Origin of the sequence: Streptomyces thermocarboxydus (assembly GCF_024760485.1) — a bacterium.
In the GTDB taxonomy this organism is placed as follows: Bacteria; Actinomycetota; Actinomycetes; order Streptomycetales; family Streptomycetaceae; genus Streptomyces; species Streptomyces cellulosae.
This window is the reverse complement of sequence record NZ_CP058273.1, coordinates 3,000,273-3,013,058: the sequence shown is the minus strand read 5'-3', so window position 1 is coordinate 3,013,058 and position 12,786 is coordinate 3,000,273. Positions and strand designations below refer to the sequence as shown.

At 74.2% G+C, this 12,786-nt stretch carries 13 protein-coding genes; 6 read left to right on the top strand and 7 right to left on the bottom strand.

Annotated elements, in window-relative coordinates:
* The first annotated feature begins 28 nt into the window (after positions 1 to 28).
* The 4 genes from AY578_RS13760 (at position 29) to AY578_RS13745 (ending at position 4,526) form a co-directional block, all read left to right on the top strand.
* Complete coding sequence (locus AY578_RS13760) at positions 29 to 790, top strand: DeoR/GlpR family DNA-binding transcription regulator (RefSeq protein ID WP_215048952.1); 762 nt, start codon at positions 29 to 31, stop codon at positions 788 to 790.
* Positions 787 to 1,734, top strand: coding sequence for a 1-phosphofructokinase (gene pfkB / locus AY578_RS13755; protein ID WP_019524166.1), 948 nt, complete (start codon positions 787 to 789; stop codon positions 1,732 to 1,734). The genes AY578_RS13760 and pfkB overlap by 4 nt, the downstream gene beginning before the upstream one ends.
* Before the next feature lie 121 nt (positions 1,735 to 1,855).
* Positions 1,856 to 4,120: a fructose-specific PTS transporter subunit EIIC gene (locus AY578_RS13750; RefSeq protein WP_258902401.1), complete on the top strand. Its 2,265-nt coding sequence runs from the start codon at positions 1,856 to 1,858 to the stop codon at positions 4,118 to 4,120.
* A gap of 109 nt (positions 4,121 to 4,229) precedes the next feature.
* The gene (locus AY578_RS13745) at positions 4,230 to 4,526 is read left to right on the top strand and encodes a hypothetical protein (RefSeq protein ID WP_019524168.1); all 297 of its coding nucleotides are present in this window, start codon (positions 4,230 to 4,232) and stop codon (positions 4,524 to 4,526) included.
* 45 nt (positions 4,527 to 4,571) lie between these two features.
* Here AY578_RS13745 and AY578_RS13740 read toward each other — a convergent pair whose 3' ends face one another.
* Positions 4,572 to 5,318 carry a DUF6227 family protein gene (locus AY578_RS13740; protein WP_258902400.1) on the bottom strand — a complete coding sequence of 249 codons (747 nt, stop codon included), beginning with the start codon at positions 5,316 to 5,318 and terminating at the stop codon, positions 4,572 to 4,574.
* A gap of 321 nt (positions 5,319 to 5,639) precedes the next feature.
* Here AY578_RS13740 and mscL point away from each other — a divergent pair, with 321 nt between their 5' ends.
* Positions 5,640 to 6,164: a large conductance mechanosensitive channel protein MscL gene (mscL, locus tag AY578_RS13735; RefSeq protein WP_136239620.1), complete on the top strand. Its 525-nt coding sequence runs from the start codon at positions 5,640 to 5,642 to the stop codon at positions 6,162 to 6,164.
* 17 nt (positions 6,165 to 6,181) lie between these two features.
* On the opposite strand, the gene AY578_RS13730 is transcribed toward mscL, so the two are convergent.
* Positions 6,182 to 6,355, bottom strand: coding sequence for a hypothetical protein (locus AY578_RS13730; RefSeq protein WP_202503938.1), 174 nt, complete (start codon positions 6,353 to 6,355; stop codon positions 6,182 to 6,184).
* A 43-nt stretch (positions 6,356 to 6,398) separates the two neighbouring features.
* On the opposite strand from AY578_RS13730, the gene AY578_RS13725 reads away from it, so the two are divergent.
* Positions 6,399 to 7,427: a P1 family peptidase gene (locus tag AY578_RS13725; protein WP_258902399.1), complete on the top strand. Its 1,029-nt coding sequence runs from the start codon at positions 6,399 to 6,401 to the stop codon at positions 7,425 to 7,427.
* 53 nt (positions 7,428 to 7,480) lie between these two features.
* Here AY578_RS13725 and AY578_RS13720 read toward each other — a convergent pair whose 3' ends face one another.
* The 5 genes from AY578_RS13720 to AY578_RS13700 form a co-directional block, all read right to left on the bottom strand.
* The gene (locus AY578_RS13720) at positions 7,481 to 8,062 is read right to left on the bottom strand and encodes a hypothetical protein (RefSeq protein ID WP_052183272.1); all 582 of its coding nucleotides are present in this window, start codon (positions 8,060 to 8,062) and stop codon (positions 7,481 to 7,483) included.
* Between the two features lie 238 nt (positions 8,063 to 8,300).
* Positions 8,301 to 9,134 (bottom strand): S-methyl-5'-thioadenosine phosphorylase, encoded by an 834-nt coding sequence (locus AY578_RS13715; protein ID WP_037778488.1) that lies wholly within the window; start codon positions 9,132 to 9,134, stop codon positions 8,301 to 8,303.
* Positions 9,135 to 9,294: 160 nt separating this feature from the next.
* Positions 9,295 to 9,606: an FmdB family zinc ribbon protein gene (locus AY578_RS13710; RefSeq protein WP_026243722.1), complete on the bottom strand. Its 312-nt coding sequence runs from the start codon at positions 9,604 to 9,606 to the stop codon at positions 9,295 to 9,297.
* 67 nt (positions 9,607 to 9,673) lie between these two features.
* The gene (locus tag AY578_RS13705; protein ID WP_258902398.1) at positions 9,674 to 10,966 is read right to left on the bottom strand and encodes an MFS transporter; all 1,293 of its coding nucleotides are present in this window, start codon (positions 10,964 to 10,966) and stop codon (positions 9,674 to 9,676) included.
* A gap of 224 nt (positions 10,967 to 11,190) precedes the next feature.
* Positions 11,191 to 12,765, bottom strand: a complete 1,575-nt coding sequence (locus tag AY578_RS13700; RefSeq protein WP_051101641.1) for a potassium/proton antiporter — start codon at positions 12,763 to 12,765, stop codon at positions 11,191 to 11,193.
* Positions 12,766 to 12,786: the final 21 nt, after the last annotated feature.

Genomic DNA, 12,786 nt, shown 5'->3' with positions numbered 1-12,786 from the left:
CGCGGACGGAACCGGGAGGCTGGCGGCCATGTACGCACCGGAACGGCAGCAGGAGATCCTGCGTCTCGCCCGCGACAGCGGACGCGTCGACGTGGTCTCCCTCGCCGAGGAGTTCCAGGTGACCGCCGAGACCATCCGCCGGGACCTCAAGGCACTGGACCGCGCCGGACTCGTCCGCCGGGTCCACGGCGGCGCCATCCCCGCCGGACGCCTCGACTTCGAACCCGACCTCGCCGAACGCGAGACGACCGCCGCCGACGAGAAGGACCGCATCGCCCGCGCCGCCCTCGCCGAGGTCCCCGCCGACGGCACCATGATCGTCGACGCCGGGTCGACCGCCGCCCGTCTCGCGGGCTTCCTGACCCCGGAGCTCTCCCTCACCGTCGTCACCCACAGCCTGCCCATCGCGGCCCGCCTCGCCGACCACCCCGGCATCCAGCTCCACCTCGTCGGCGGACGCGTACGGCACCGCACCCGCGCCGCCGTCGACGCCTGGGCGCTCAGGGCGTACGCCGAGATCCGCGCCGACGTGCTGTTCCTCGCCGCCAACGGGTTCTCCGCCGAGCACGGGCTCACCACCCCCGACCTCGCCGAGGCCGCGGTGAAGCGCGCCGCGATGGCCGCCGCCCGGCGCGTGGTGCTGCTCGTCGACTCCTCCAAGCACGGCAAGGAGCACTTCGCCCGCTTCGGCGGCCTCGACGACGTCGACCTGATCGTCACCGACACCGGGCTGAGCCCGCAGGACGCCGCCGCCATCGAGGCCGGCGGCACGGAAGTGGTACGCGCATGATCCTCACCGTCACCCCCAACCCGTCCCTGGACCGCACCTACGAGGTGCCGTCCCTGGACCGCGGCGAGGTCGTCCGCGCCACCGGCGAACGCGTCGACCCCGGCGGCAAGGGCGTCAACGTCTCCCGCGCCGTCGCCGCCGCCGGCCGCCGCACCGTCGCCGTCCTGCCGCTCGGCGGCGCCCCCGGCGCCCTCGTCGCCGACCTCCTCCACGCCCAGGGCATCGAGGTCGCCCCCGTCCCCGTCACCGGCGCCACCCGCTCCAACATCGCCCTCGCCGAGGCCGACGGCGTCCTCACGAAGATCAACGCGCCCGGCCCCGAGCTCACCCCCGCCGAGCAGGAGAACCTCCTCGACACCGTCCGCCGCCACGCCGCCGGCGCCGACTGGATCGTCTGCTGCGGCAGCCTCCCGCGCGGCCTCGGCCCCTCCTGGTACGCCGCCGTCGTCGCCCGCGTCCACGCCGCCGGCCTGCGCATCGCCCTCGACACCTCGGGGCCCGCCCTGCTCGCCGCCCTTCGCGAACACCCCGACGTCGTCAAGCCCAACGCCGAGGAGCTCGCCGAGGCCGTCGGTCGTCCCCTCGCCACCGTGGGCGACGCCCTCAAGGCCGCCGAAGACCTGCGCGAGACCGGCGCCGGCGCGGTCCTCGCCAGCCTGGGCGCCGCCGGCCAGCTCCTCGTCGACGCCGACGGCGCCTGGTACGGCACCGCCCCCGTCGACGCCGTCCGCAGCAACGTCGGCGCCGGCGACGCCTCCCTCGCCGGCTTCCTCGTCGCCGGAGGGCGCGGACCCGAGGCGCTCGCCTCCGCCGTCGCCCACGGCGCCGCCGCCGTACGCCTCCCCGGCAGCGTCATGCCGTCCCCCGGCGACCTCGACCCCGCCGCCGTGACCGTCACCGCCGACATCCCCGTCGACCGGCCGCTGGACGGAGCCGCCGGATGACACCCGCCGACCCCCTGTCCCACGACCTCTCCTACGAGCTCCCCCGTCCCCCTCTCGTCCCCACCCCCGCCCGGCCCGCCGTACGGGCCACCCGGGCGATACGCGTGCGAAGGAGCCCGCGATGAGCGACACCATCACCGCGGACCTGGTCGATCTCGACCTGTCCGCCGACACCAAGGAAGCGGCGGCCCGCGCCCTCGCCGAGCGCATGGTGGCCCTGGGCCGGGTCACCGACCTGGAGGGCTTCCTGGCCGACGTCGCCGCCCGTGAGGCGCAGATGCCGACCGGCCTCGACGGCGGCATCGGCATCCCCCACTGCCGCAGCGCCCACGTCACCGAGCCGACCCTCGCCTTCGGCCGCAGCGCCGCAGGCGTCGACTTCGGCGCCCCCGACGGGCCCGCCGACCTGATCTTCCTCATCGCCGCCCCGGCCGGCGCGGACGACGCCCACCTCACCTTGCTGTCCGCCCTCGCGCGGCGGCTGATGAACAGCGAGTTCACGGACGCGCTGCGGGCCGAGACCGACGCGGGGCGCGCGGCGGCGCTGATCCGGGGGGAGGAGACGGGCTCGGGGGGTGCGGCTTCGGAGGGGGCGGCTTCGGAGGGTGCGGCTTCCGGGGGCGCGGTTTCTGAGGGTGCTGGATCCCAGGGTGTGGCTTCCGAGGGGGCGGCTTCCGGGGGCGCGGTTTCTGAGGGTGCTGGATCCCAGGGAGTGGCTTCCGAGGGGGCGGCTTCCGGGGGCGCGGCTTCCGAGGGCGGTACTTCCGAGGGTGCGGGCCCTGCCCCCGACGACTCCGTGGCGGCGCCGGCGGCGGCCTCCGTCGGCGCCGTCACGGGCCCCGCCGCCGACGGCGACCGCCCCTTCCGGATCGTCGCCGTCACCTCCTGCCCCACCGGCATCGCCCACACGTACATGGCCGCCGAGTCCCTGGAGAACGCCGGCCGTGAGGCGGGCGTGGAGATCGTCGTCGAGACGCAGGGCTCCGCCGGCTTCACCCGGCTCGACCCGGCCGTGATCGCCGCCGCGGACGGCGTGATCCTCGCCCACGACGTCCCCGTACGGGACAAGCAGCGCTTCGCCGGCAAGCCCACCGTCGACACGGGCGTGAAGGCCGCCATCAACCGTCCCGCCGCCCTCATCACCGAGGTCCGCGACAAGGCCGCCCGGGGCGAGACCACCGAGGCCGCTCCCGCCGGGGGAGCCACCCCCGTCGAACGCGCCGGCACCGAAGGCGAGGGCTACGGCACCCGTCTGCGCCGCTGGCTGATGTCCGGCGTCAGCTACATGGTCCCGTTCGTCGCCGCCGGAGGTCTCCTCATCGCCCTCGGCTTCGCGATCGGCGGCTACGAGATCAACGAGGCCCCGTCGGTCATGGACCACTTCGTGTGGACCCAGGCCGACAGCTGGGGCGCGCTGCTCTTCCAGATCGGCGGCGTCGCCTTCGGCTTCCTCGTCCCCGTCCTCGCCGGCTACATCGCCTACGGCATGGCCGACCGGCCCGGACTCGTCCCCGGCTTCGTCGGCGGCGCCATCTCCCTCACCATCAACGCCGGCTTCCTCGGCGGCCTCGCCGCCGGCCTGATCGCCGGCGGTGTGGTGCTCGCCATTCAGCGGGTGAACATCCCGGCGGCGCTGCGCGGCATCATGCCGGTGGTGGTGATCCCGCTGATCTCCTCGGCGGTCGTCGGCTTCCTGATGTTCGTCGTCATCGGCAAGCCCATCGCCGAGGCCCAGAAGGGCATGACGGACTGGCTGAACGGCCTCACCGGCGCCAACGCCGTGCTGCTGGGCGCCCTCCTCGGCCTGATGATGTGCTTCGACCTCGGCGGGCCCGTCAACAAGGTCGCCTACACCTTCGCCACCGCCGGCATCGCCGTCGCCGATCCCAGCGACTCGGCGATGAAGGTGATGGCCGCGGTGATGGCCGCCGGAATGGTCCCGCCGCTGGCCATGGCCCTCGCGACCACCGTGCGCGGCCGGCTCTTCAACCGCGCCGAACGCGAGAACGGCAAGGCCGCCTGGGTCCTCGGCGCCTCCTTCATCTCCGAGGGCGCCATCCCCTTCGCCGCCGCCGACCCGCTCCGCGTCATCCCCGCCTCGATGGCCGGCGGCGCGGTCACCGGCGCCCTGTCCATGGCGTTCGGCGCCACCCTGCGCGCACCCCACGGCGGCATCTTCGTGGTGCCCCTCATCGGCAACCCGCTGCTCTACCTGGTCGCCGTCGCCGCCGGTGTCGGCGTCACCACGGCCCTCGTGATCGTCCTCAAGGGCCTGCGCCGCACGGCAGGTCCGGCCACTCCGGCGACGGACGCGGACACCGCCCCCGCCCCGGCGGCCGGGAGCACGGCGGCGGGCAAGGAGACGGTCGCCGCGCAGACGGTGTGACGATGAGTCCGTTTGGGGGTGTGTGGGCAGTTCATGCCTAGTGCGATATAGATCACGATCGTCACGGTCCGGGGTACAACTCCCCGGACCGTGGTGTGTACTGGGCGGCATGGCTGAGCACGAGACCCTCTCGCGGACGACGGGTGCCACCGTCCTCACCCTGGTGGTTGTGGCCTGCGCGGCCGGTCTGGCCGACGCCCTCAGGCGCCGCGTACGCCTCCGCAGGCGCGCGCGCCACCACGCCGGGGCGGAGCAGCCCGTCCCGGCACACACCCACACCCAGCACGGCGCCCCGACCATCCCGCGGCAGCGGGCCACAGGCCCGAGCGCGGAGACCGTACGCCTCACCGAGGCCGAACGCGACGCGTTCGCCGTCCTCGTACGGCGCCTCTCCGAAGGGGACTAGACCGGAGCGCCGTGCCTGGCGCTCCGCGCCGGGAGCAGCCGGGGTTCAGCAGCCCCGCGCGGCCCGGCGCTCCATCGCCCGCCGGGCGGTGTCCTCACTCGCGTACACCTCGCACATGTGCCGCCCGTCCGGCGTCAGCGTGTGCTCGACCTCCCACAGAGAGACCTCGCCGCCGTCCCCCAGCAGGAACGCGTGCTCGTACAGCGAGAAGCACAGCGCGACCCGGCCCGCCCGCGACGGGCGGCCGAACGCCTGGGTGATGCGGTGCGCGCACGCCGTCGACAGCAGGGCCGCCGTCGCGGCGTCCGGCCGGTCCGCGTTCTCCGCGCGGCGCAGTAAACGCCGCGCGTGATCGGGGGAGCCGTCCGGGATGTACGCATGGCGCACCGCGGGCAGCGTGAACGCGGGTTCAGTCACCGGCAGTTCGAAGTCCGGGGCCTCCGGCGGGAGCGGCAGCCGCGCCGTCGCCGTCCGCAGCTCCTCCTCGTCCACGTACACCTCGTGCTGCGGCTCGCTGCCCGGGGCGGTGTTGTGCACCAGCTCCCACAGCGTCAGCGCGGAACCGTCCGCCAGCAGCCACGTGTGCCGGTACGTCTCCCGGTGCAGACCCGCGCTGTGGTGCGCCGAATGCAGGGAACCGTCGTGCGCCAGCGCGCAGTCCAGCCGGCGGATCGTCTCGTCCGGCAGCTCGAAGGAGTTCAGGGCGCGGCCCAGGAGGCGCGCCAGATGCTCCTCCGGTGAGTCGGACGAGTCAGGTGGTTCGCACGCTGCCGTCTCGTACGGAACGCTCAAGGTTTCTCCCGGCGTTGCTGCATGTCACCTTGTGGGTGCATACCGTAGCCCCTCGGCCGGACGTCGTGTCCGGGAACCTGGAAAACGTATGCCCGAACGACGAGCGGAACACACGAGAAGTTCCCGGCGAACCCCGCCACGGCCTGAATTGCTCCTGGTCAAACGGTACTTCAGGGGTGCGTGGGGGAGGGGACGCGACCCGTTGCGCGCCGACCCGCGCACGCCGGTGACTCCGCCCCCTCCTTGGCTCCGCTCCTCGCTGGTGCCGTAAGTTGCGGAGCGCTTTCTTCCGCACCTACGCACGAGAAATGAGGCCCCGCAGTGAGCGACCAGGAGAAGACGAACCTGTGGCAGGGCTTCAAGGCCTTCCTGATGCGCGGGAACGTCATCGATCTGGCGGTGGCGGTCGTCATCGGCGCCGCCTTCACCAACATCGTCAACTCGGTCGTCGAGGGGATCATCAACCCGCTGGTGGGTGCGTTCGGCACCCAGAACCTCGACAGCTACACGTCCTGCCTCAAGGGCCCCTGCGAGGGCACCGGGGACGCGGCGACCGGCGTGCGGATCCTGTGGGGCTCGGTCCTCGGCGCGACGCTGCAGTTCGTGATCACGGCGGCCGTCGTCTACTTCCTCATGGTGCTGCCCATGGCGAAGTACCTGGCCCGTGTGGAGGCCCGCCGCAAGGCGAAGGAAGGCGCCCACGAGGTCGTCGAGGTGACCGAGCTGGAGGTCCTGAAGGAGATCCGGGACGCGCTGCTGGCCGAGCGTGCGCAGGGCGCGCGGGGCGTGGGCAAGAGCCTGCGGACGGACGACGGCGGCGAGCAGCCCGGCGCCGGCGGACGGTAGGGCACCCCGCCGCCCGGTCAGATGTGATGGGGCGGCTTCTCGTCCAGGAAACGCTTCAGGTCGGCGGCGCTGTCGCCGGGCGGGCGCTCGCCCCAGCCGCGGTCCGTGTCGTCGGAGGTCGGCTGGTCCAGCGGGTCGTCGAAGACCAGCGCGGGCTTCGGCTCGCGCGGCGGCTCGGGAGCGGTACTCATGCGTCCAGGGTACGGCCGGGGCCGCGGGGGCATGACTGCCTCCATGAAGGCTGACGCTCTGACGGATGTGGCCGGCGTGCGCGTGGGACACGCGACACGGACCGGCGACGGATGGCTCACCGGGACCACGGTGGTGCTCGCCCCCGACGGCGGCGCGGTCGCCGCGGTGGACGTGCGCGGCGGTGGACCCGGCACGAAGGAGACGGACGCGCTGGACCCGCGCAACGTGGTGCAGCGCGTGGAGGCGGTCACCCTGACCGGCGGCAGCGCCTTCGGCCTCGACGCGGCGTCCGGGGTGATGGCCTGGCTGGAGGAGCGGGGCCGCGGCGTGCGGGTCGGTCCGGAACCGGCGCACGTGGTGCCGGTCGTGCCCGCCGCCTGCGTCTTCGACCTGCGGCGCGGCGGCGACTTCCGGGCCCGGCCGGACGCCGCCCTGGGCCGCGAGGCGATCGAGGCCGCCGCGGCCACCGAACCCGGGACGCCCGTGCCGCAGGGCTGCGTGGGCGCCGGGACGGGCGCCGTCGTGGGCCAGCTCAAGGGCGGGGTCGGCTCGGCGAGCACGGTCCTGCCGTCGGGAGTGACCGTGGCCGCGCTCGTGGTCGCCAACGCGGTGGGGTCGGCCGTGGACCTGGAGACGGGGGTCCTCTACGGCGAGTACTTCGGCGGGCGCCCGCGTCTGCCCGACCCCGAGGTGCACCGGGCCGCACGGCGCCGCCTGGCGGAGTCCGCCGAGCGCAACGCCCCGCCGCCGATGAACACCACCCTCGCCGTGGTCGCCACCGACGCCGACCTGACCCGCGCACAGGCGCAGAAGCTGGCCGGCACCGCGCACGACGGCATCGCACGCGCCGTCCGCCCCGTGCATCTGCTGAACGACGGCGACACCGTCTTCACCCTGGCCACCGGCACCCGCCCGCTGGAGGCGAAGGACCCCCTTGCACTGAACGAGGTGCTCGCGGCGGGCGCGGACCTGTTGACCCGGGCGATCGTCCGCGCGGTGCGGGCAGCCACCCCGGTGGACGGTCCGGGCGGGGCGTGGCCGTCGTACGGGGAGCTGTACGGGGGGAGCTGAGGGGGCGGGCGGGGACGACCGCCCGCCGGTCAGGGTGGCGGGTACTGCTTGCGTCACCACAGCGTCACCGCCAGCCGTGCCGTGGCGCTCGCGCCCGCCAGCTCGGCCGCCGTGTCGCGCGGCACCGACAGGACGACCAGCGCGCCCCCGTCACCGTCCGCCGGCTCCGGCACCTCCCTGACCCGCGCCCCGCGCGCGACCACCCGCGCCTCACCGCCGGACACCGTCTCCTCGGCCGCGATCACGTCGACCCGGTCGCCGGGCCGCAGCAGCCGGACCGTGGCCGCGTCGGCGATCCGCACCGGCGCGGTGACCGTCCTACCCGCGCGTCGCTGCCGTACGGGACGGTCGTCGCCGCCGGACGCCACGGGAGTCCCGGCCGCCGCCCTGGCCGGCTCGGGGTGTCCGCGCGACCGGTCGGTGTCCCTCGGGCCCGCCGCGACGAGCGCCGCCGCGGTCACCGCGAGACCGACCGCCACCGCCCGCCTCCGGTGCCGCGCCAGCCGGCCCGCGAGCGGCAGCGCACCGCGCACCCGCACGGGGTCGAACTGCGGCACCTCGCACGGCGGCGGCACATCGGCGCCGTGCGGACGCGGGAACGGGGACCGACGGCAGGGAGAGGGCGCGGACGACATGGACACGGGACACCACCTGAGACGCGGGAACGGCTTGCGCACCCCACGATGAAGCCCCCGACGGAATCCCGCCGGGGGCTGTGAACACATCCACGGTTGTGGAAAACCGCCCCACCCGAACGAGCGCCTCCGTAACGCCGCGCCTCCGCGACTCCGGGCCTCCGCGCCTCCGTAACGCCGCGCCTCCGCGCCTCCGCGACTCCGCGCAGCCCGCCCCGCCCCCGGGGCGGGCCCCCGCCTACGGCAGCACGAACCCCGGATCCATCCCCCCGAGCGCCGAAGCGCACAGACAGTCCCGCTCCTCCGCCGACGGCAGCGACGCCACCGCGTCGAACAGCACCCCCCGCAGCCGGTCCACGTTGGCCGCGAACACCCGCAGCACCTCGTCGTGGGAGACCCCCTCACCTGTCTCGGCGCCCGCGTCCAGGTCCGTGACCAGGGTCAACGACGTGTAGCAGAGCTCCAGCTCACGCGCGAGCGCCGCCTCCGGATGCCCGGTCATGCCCACCACCGACCAGCCCTGCGCCTGGTGCCACAGCGACTCGGCGCGGGTGGAGAAGCGCGGGCCCTCGACGACGACCAGCGTGCCGCCGTCCACCGCCTCCCAGTCCCGGCCGCGGGCCGCCTTCAGGGCGGACGCCCGACCGGTGGGGCAGTAGGGGTCGGCCAGGGACACATGGACGACGTTCGGCACGGTGCCGTCGGGCAGCGGCAGCCCGTCGAAGTAGGTGTTGACCCGGGACTTGGTGCGGTCCACGAGCTGGTCCGGCACCAGGAGCGTGCCCGGGCCGTACTCGGGGCGCAGGCCGCCCACCGCGCACGGACCCAGCACCTGGCGCACGCCGACCGACCGCAGCGCCCACAGGTTGGCGCGGTAGTTGATGCGGTGCGGGGGCAGATGGTGGCCGCGCCCGTGCCGGGGCAGGAAGGCGACCCGCCGGCCGGCCACCTCGCCGAGGAAGAGGGAGTCGCTGGGCGCCCCGTAGGGGGTGTCGACCTGGACCTCGGTCACGTCGTCGAGGAAGGAGTAGAAGCCGGATCCGCCGATCACGCCGATCTCGGCGTTCGCCATGTTCGCCATGGCCCGACCCTAACGGCACGCCCATGCACCGGGAGAGCGCCCCGTCAGCCGTCCCCGGGCCCTCCCCAGGTCCCGGACCCGGACCCGGAAACGCCGAGGACCCCGCCGTCCGAAGACGACGGGGCCCTGCGAAGCGCGAAACGTCAGGCGGTCACGCCGCCGTGGTGCTCGTCGAGCTGCCGGAGGAGCCGGACGAGGACGAGCTCGAACCGGAGTCCGACGACGAGGAGCTCGACGACGAGGATCCGGAGGACTTCGACGACGCCGGCGAGGAGCTCGACGAGGAGCCGCGGCTGTCGTTGCGGTAGAAACCGGAACCCTTGAAGACGATGCCGACCGCGGAGAACACCTTCTTCAGACGGCCCTGGCAGCTGGGGCACTCGGTCAGGGCGTCGTCGGTGAACTTCTGCACCGCCTCGAGGCCCTCGCCGCACTCGGTGCACTGGTACTGGTAGGTCGGCACTGTCTTCCTCCTGGCACTCTCACTCAATGAGTGCTAACGACGGTCCATAGTGACGCATTCCGCGGGCCTAGTCCACTGCGACGGGGTCGCGGTGACCGATGCCACGTGCGACGGTACGCCCGCGCGGAGCACCCGCGAGCCGCGAGCGCAGCGCCAGCAGGGTCACCAGGGCGAGCAGCGTGCCGCCCATCGGCACCAGGAATCCGGCCCCGTCCCACAGCCGGTCCTCGAACTGTCCGGCGACGGTGACCGCGACGGCCTGGCCCAGCGCGACGGCGCCGGTCAGCCAGGTGAACGCCTCGGTGCGGGCGCCCGCCGGGACGAGGCTCTCCACCAGCGTGTAGCCGGTGATCAGCGCCGGGGCGATGCACATGCCGACCAGCAGGCCGAGCGTGCCCAGCAGCAGCGCCGAGTCGGCCGTCCACAGGGCGGACGCGGCCAGCGCGAGGGCGGTGTAGGCGACGATCAGGCGGCGTCGCGGGGCGACCTTCCAGGCGATCGCGCCGCAGGCGAGGCCCGCGAGCATGTTGCCGGCGGCGAAGACGCCGTAGAGGACGCCGTTGAGGCCCGGTTCGCCGATGGACTCGGTGAACGCGGCCAGGGACACCTGCATGCCGCCGAACACGGAGCCGATGCCGAGGAACGTCACGATCAGCACGCGTACGCCGGGCACCCGCAGCGCGGAGGCGTGCCGCACGCGCGCGTGGCCGTCGGCGGACACGGCGACCGGCGGCTGGGTGCCCTTCTGGGCGGCGAACAGCAGACCGCCGACCAGGGTGAGCGCGGCCTCGGTGACCAGGCCCGCGGACGGGTCGACCGTGGTGCACAGGGCGGTGGCGAGCAGCGGGCCGACGACGAAGGTGAACTCGTCGGTGACGGACTCGAAGGCCGCGGCGGTCGCCATCAGCGGGGAGCCCTTGAGGCGGACGCCCCAGCGGGCGCGGACCATCGGCCCGACCTGCGGCACGGAGGCGCCGGTGGGGACGGCCGCGGCGAACAGCGCCCACAGGGGAGCGCCGTTCAGCGCCAGGGGGGTGAGGGCGAGTCCGGCCGCCGCGTGCACCAGCACGCCCGGCACCAGCACGGCGCGCTGGCCGTGGCGGTCGGCGAGCCGCCCCGTGTACGGGGCGAACAGCGCCATCGAGACACCGGTGACGGCCGCTACGGCGCCGGCCGCGCCGTAGGAGCCGGTGGTGTGCTGGACGAGCAGCACGATGGAGAGGGTGAGCATCGCGAACGGCTGGCGTGCCGCGAAGCCGGGGAGCAGGAACGTCCACGCGCCGCGGGTGCGCAGCAGGCGGCCGTATCCCGGTCGGGAGGTGGCCGCCGAGTCCTTCGACGTGGTGACCGTGGATGCCACGGCCCGTGCCTTTCCGCCACCTGGTAGCGCCCCGCGCGAGGTCGCGCGGGCACGCCGAGAGCTGTCCTCTTGCGCTGACTGCGGTAGATACCGGCGCCACAGCTCAGGGCGCCCGGCCGCCATACGGTCGCGCCAGCTCTGCGTCAGGCAGAGTTGGTTCGATCTGGGGTCGCCTCATGATACAGGGGACTCAGACGCGCACGCCTGTGAAAGTGAGCACCCTCTCAGCGTCCGGCCTGCGATCCTTCGGAGTCACGGCCGTTGCCCAGCCAGCCGGCGAGCTTGCCGCCCCGGGCGACCGCGCGCAGCCGGCGCTCCGCCGCGTCCCGTACCGGGTCGGTGGCGACGACGAGGAGTTCGTCCCCGCGCCGCAGCATCGTCTCCGGCGTCGGCACGAAGGACGTGCCGTCCCGCACGACGAGGGTGACGGCGGACCCGGCGGGCAGCCGCAGCTCGCCCACCTCGACGCCGTGCATCCGGGACCCCTCGGGGACGGTGACGGACAGCAGATGGCCGCGCAGCCGCTCCAGGGGCGCGGACTCGACGCCCAGATCGGCGGCGCCGGAGTCGCCGAGCCGCAGCAGCCGGGCGAGCCCGGGCAGCGTCGGGCCCTGCACCAGGGTGTAGACGACGACCAGCAGGAAGACGATGTTGAAGATCCGCTCGCTGCCGTCGACGCCCTGCACCATCGGGATGGTCGCCAGGATGATGGGCACCGCGCCGCGCAGCCCCGCCCAGGACATCAGGGTCTGCTCCTGCCAGGGCACCCGGAACGGCACCAGGCACACCACCACGCTGAGCGGCCGGGCCACCATGGTCAGCACCAGCCCGACGACCAGCGCCGGCACGATGTCGTCGCCGAGCTCGTGCGGGGTGACCAGCAGACCGAGCAGCACGAACATGCCGATCTGGGCCAGCCAGCCGAGCCCCTCGGCGAAGCCGCGGGTGGCGGGCCAGTGCGGCAGCTTGGCGTTGCCGAGCAGCATCGAGGCGAGGTAGACGGCGAGGAAGCCGCTGCCGTGGGCGAGCGCGCCGGCCGCGTAGGCGGCGATCGCGATGGCCATGACGGCGATCGGGTAGAGGCCGGAGGCGGGCAGGGCCACGCGCCGCAGTCCCCAGGCGCCGAGCCAGCCGACGGCGATGCCGATGGCGGCGCCGATCGCCAGCTCCAGGAGTATCTCGCCGATCAGCACGTACCAGTGGTCGACCGGGCCGGACGTGGAGAAGGCCACCACGAGGATCACGACGGGGGCGTCGTTGAAGCCGGACTCGGCCTCCAGGGTGCCCCGCACCCGGGCGGGCAGCGGCACCTTCCGCAGCACCGAGAAGACGGCCGCCGCGTCCGTCGAGGAGACGACCGCGCCGATGATCAGCGCCGCCCGCCACTCCAGGCCGACCAGCAGATGCGCCGCCGTGGCCGTCACGCCGACGCTGACCGCGACGCCCACGAGCGCCAGCGCGGCGGCCGAGGGCAGAACCGGTTTGATTTCGGTCCACTTGGTGCCCAGACCGCCCTCGGCGAGGATCACGACCAGGGCCGCGTACCCGATGACCTGGGTCAACTCGGCGTTGTCGAACTGGATGTCGCCGATGCCGTCCTGGCCTATGGCGATGCCGATGCCCAGGTAGACGAGCAGGCTGGGGAGCCCGCTGCGCGAGGAGACCCGGACCGCCGCCACGGCGACGAGCAGGACGAGCGAGCAGACGAGCAGGAGCTGGTTGAGGTGGTGGACAGTCAGCGGCGTTCCCTTCCCGGCCCAGGCGCACCCGTCAGGGAGCGCGCGTCCGTCGCGGGCGATGCGCCCGCTTTCCGGGCGAAC

What these genes read in the sequence shown, in the direction of transcription:
- AY578_RS13760 (WP_215048952.1), top strand. Translation starts at nt 29, where the DNA reads ATGTACGCACCGGAACGGCAGCAGGAGATCCTGCGTCTCGCCCGCGAC.
- pfkB (WP_019524166.1), top strand. Translation starts at nt 787, where the DNA reads ATGATCCTCACCGTCACCCCCAACCCGTCCCTGGACCGCACCTACGAG.
- AY578_RS13750 (WP_258902401.1), top strand. Translation starts at nt 1,856, where the DNA reads ATGAGCGACACCATCACCGCGGACCTGGTCGATCTCGACCTGTCCGCC.
- AY578_RS13745 (WP_019524168.1), top strand. Translation starts at nt 4,230, where the DNA reads ATGGCTGAGCACGAGACCCTCTCGCGGACGACGGGTGCCACCGTCCTC.
- AY578_RS13730 (WP_202503938.1), bottom strand. Translation starts at nt 6,355, where the DNA reads ATGAGTACCGCTCCCGAGCCGCCGCGCGAGCCGAAGCCCGCGCTGGTC.
- AY578_RS13725 (WP_258902399.1), top strand. Translation starts at nt 6,399, where the DNA reads ATGAAGGCTGACGCTCTGACGGATGTGGCCGGCGTGCGCGTGGGACAC.
- AY578_RS13720 (WP_052183272.1), bottom strand. Translation starts at nt 8,062, where the DNA reads ATGTCGTCCGCGCCCTCTCCCTGCCGTCGGTCCCCGTTCCCGCGTCCG.
- AY578_RS13715 (WP_037778488.1), bottom strand. Translation starts at nt 9,134, where the DNA reads ATGGCGAACGCCGAGATCGGCGTGATCGGCGGATCCGGCTTCTACTCC.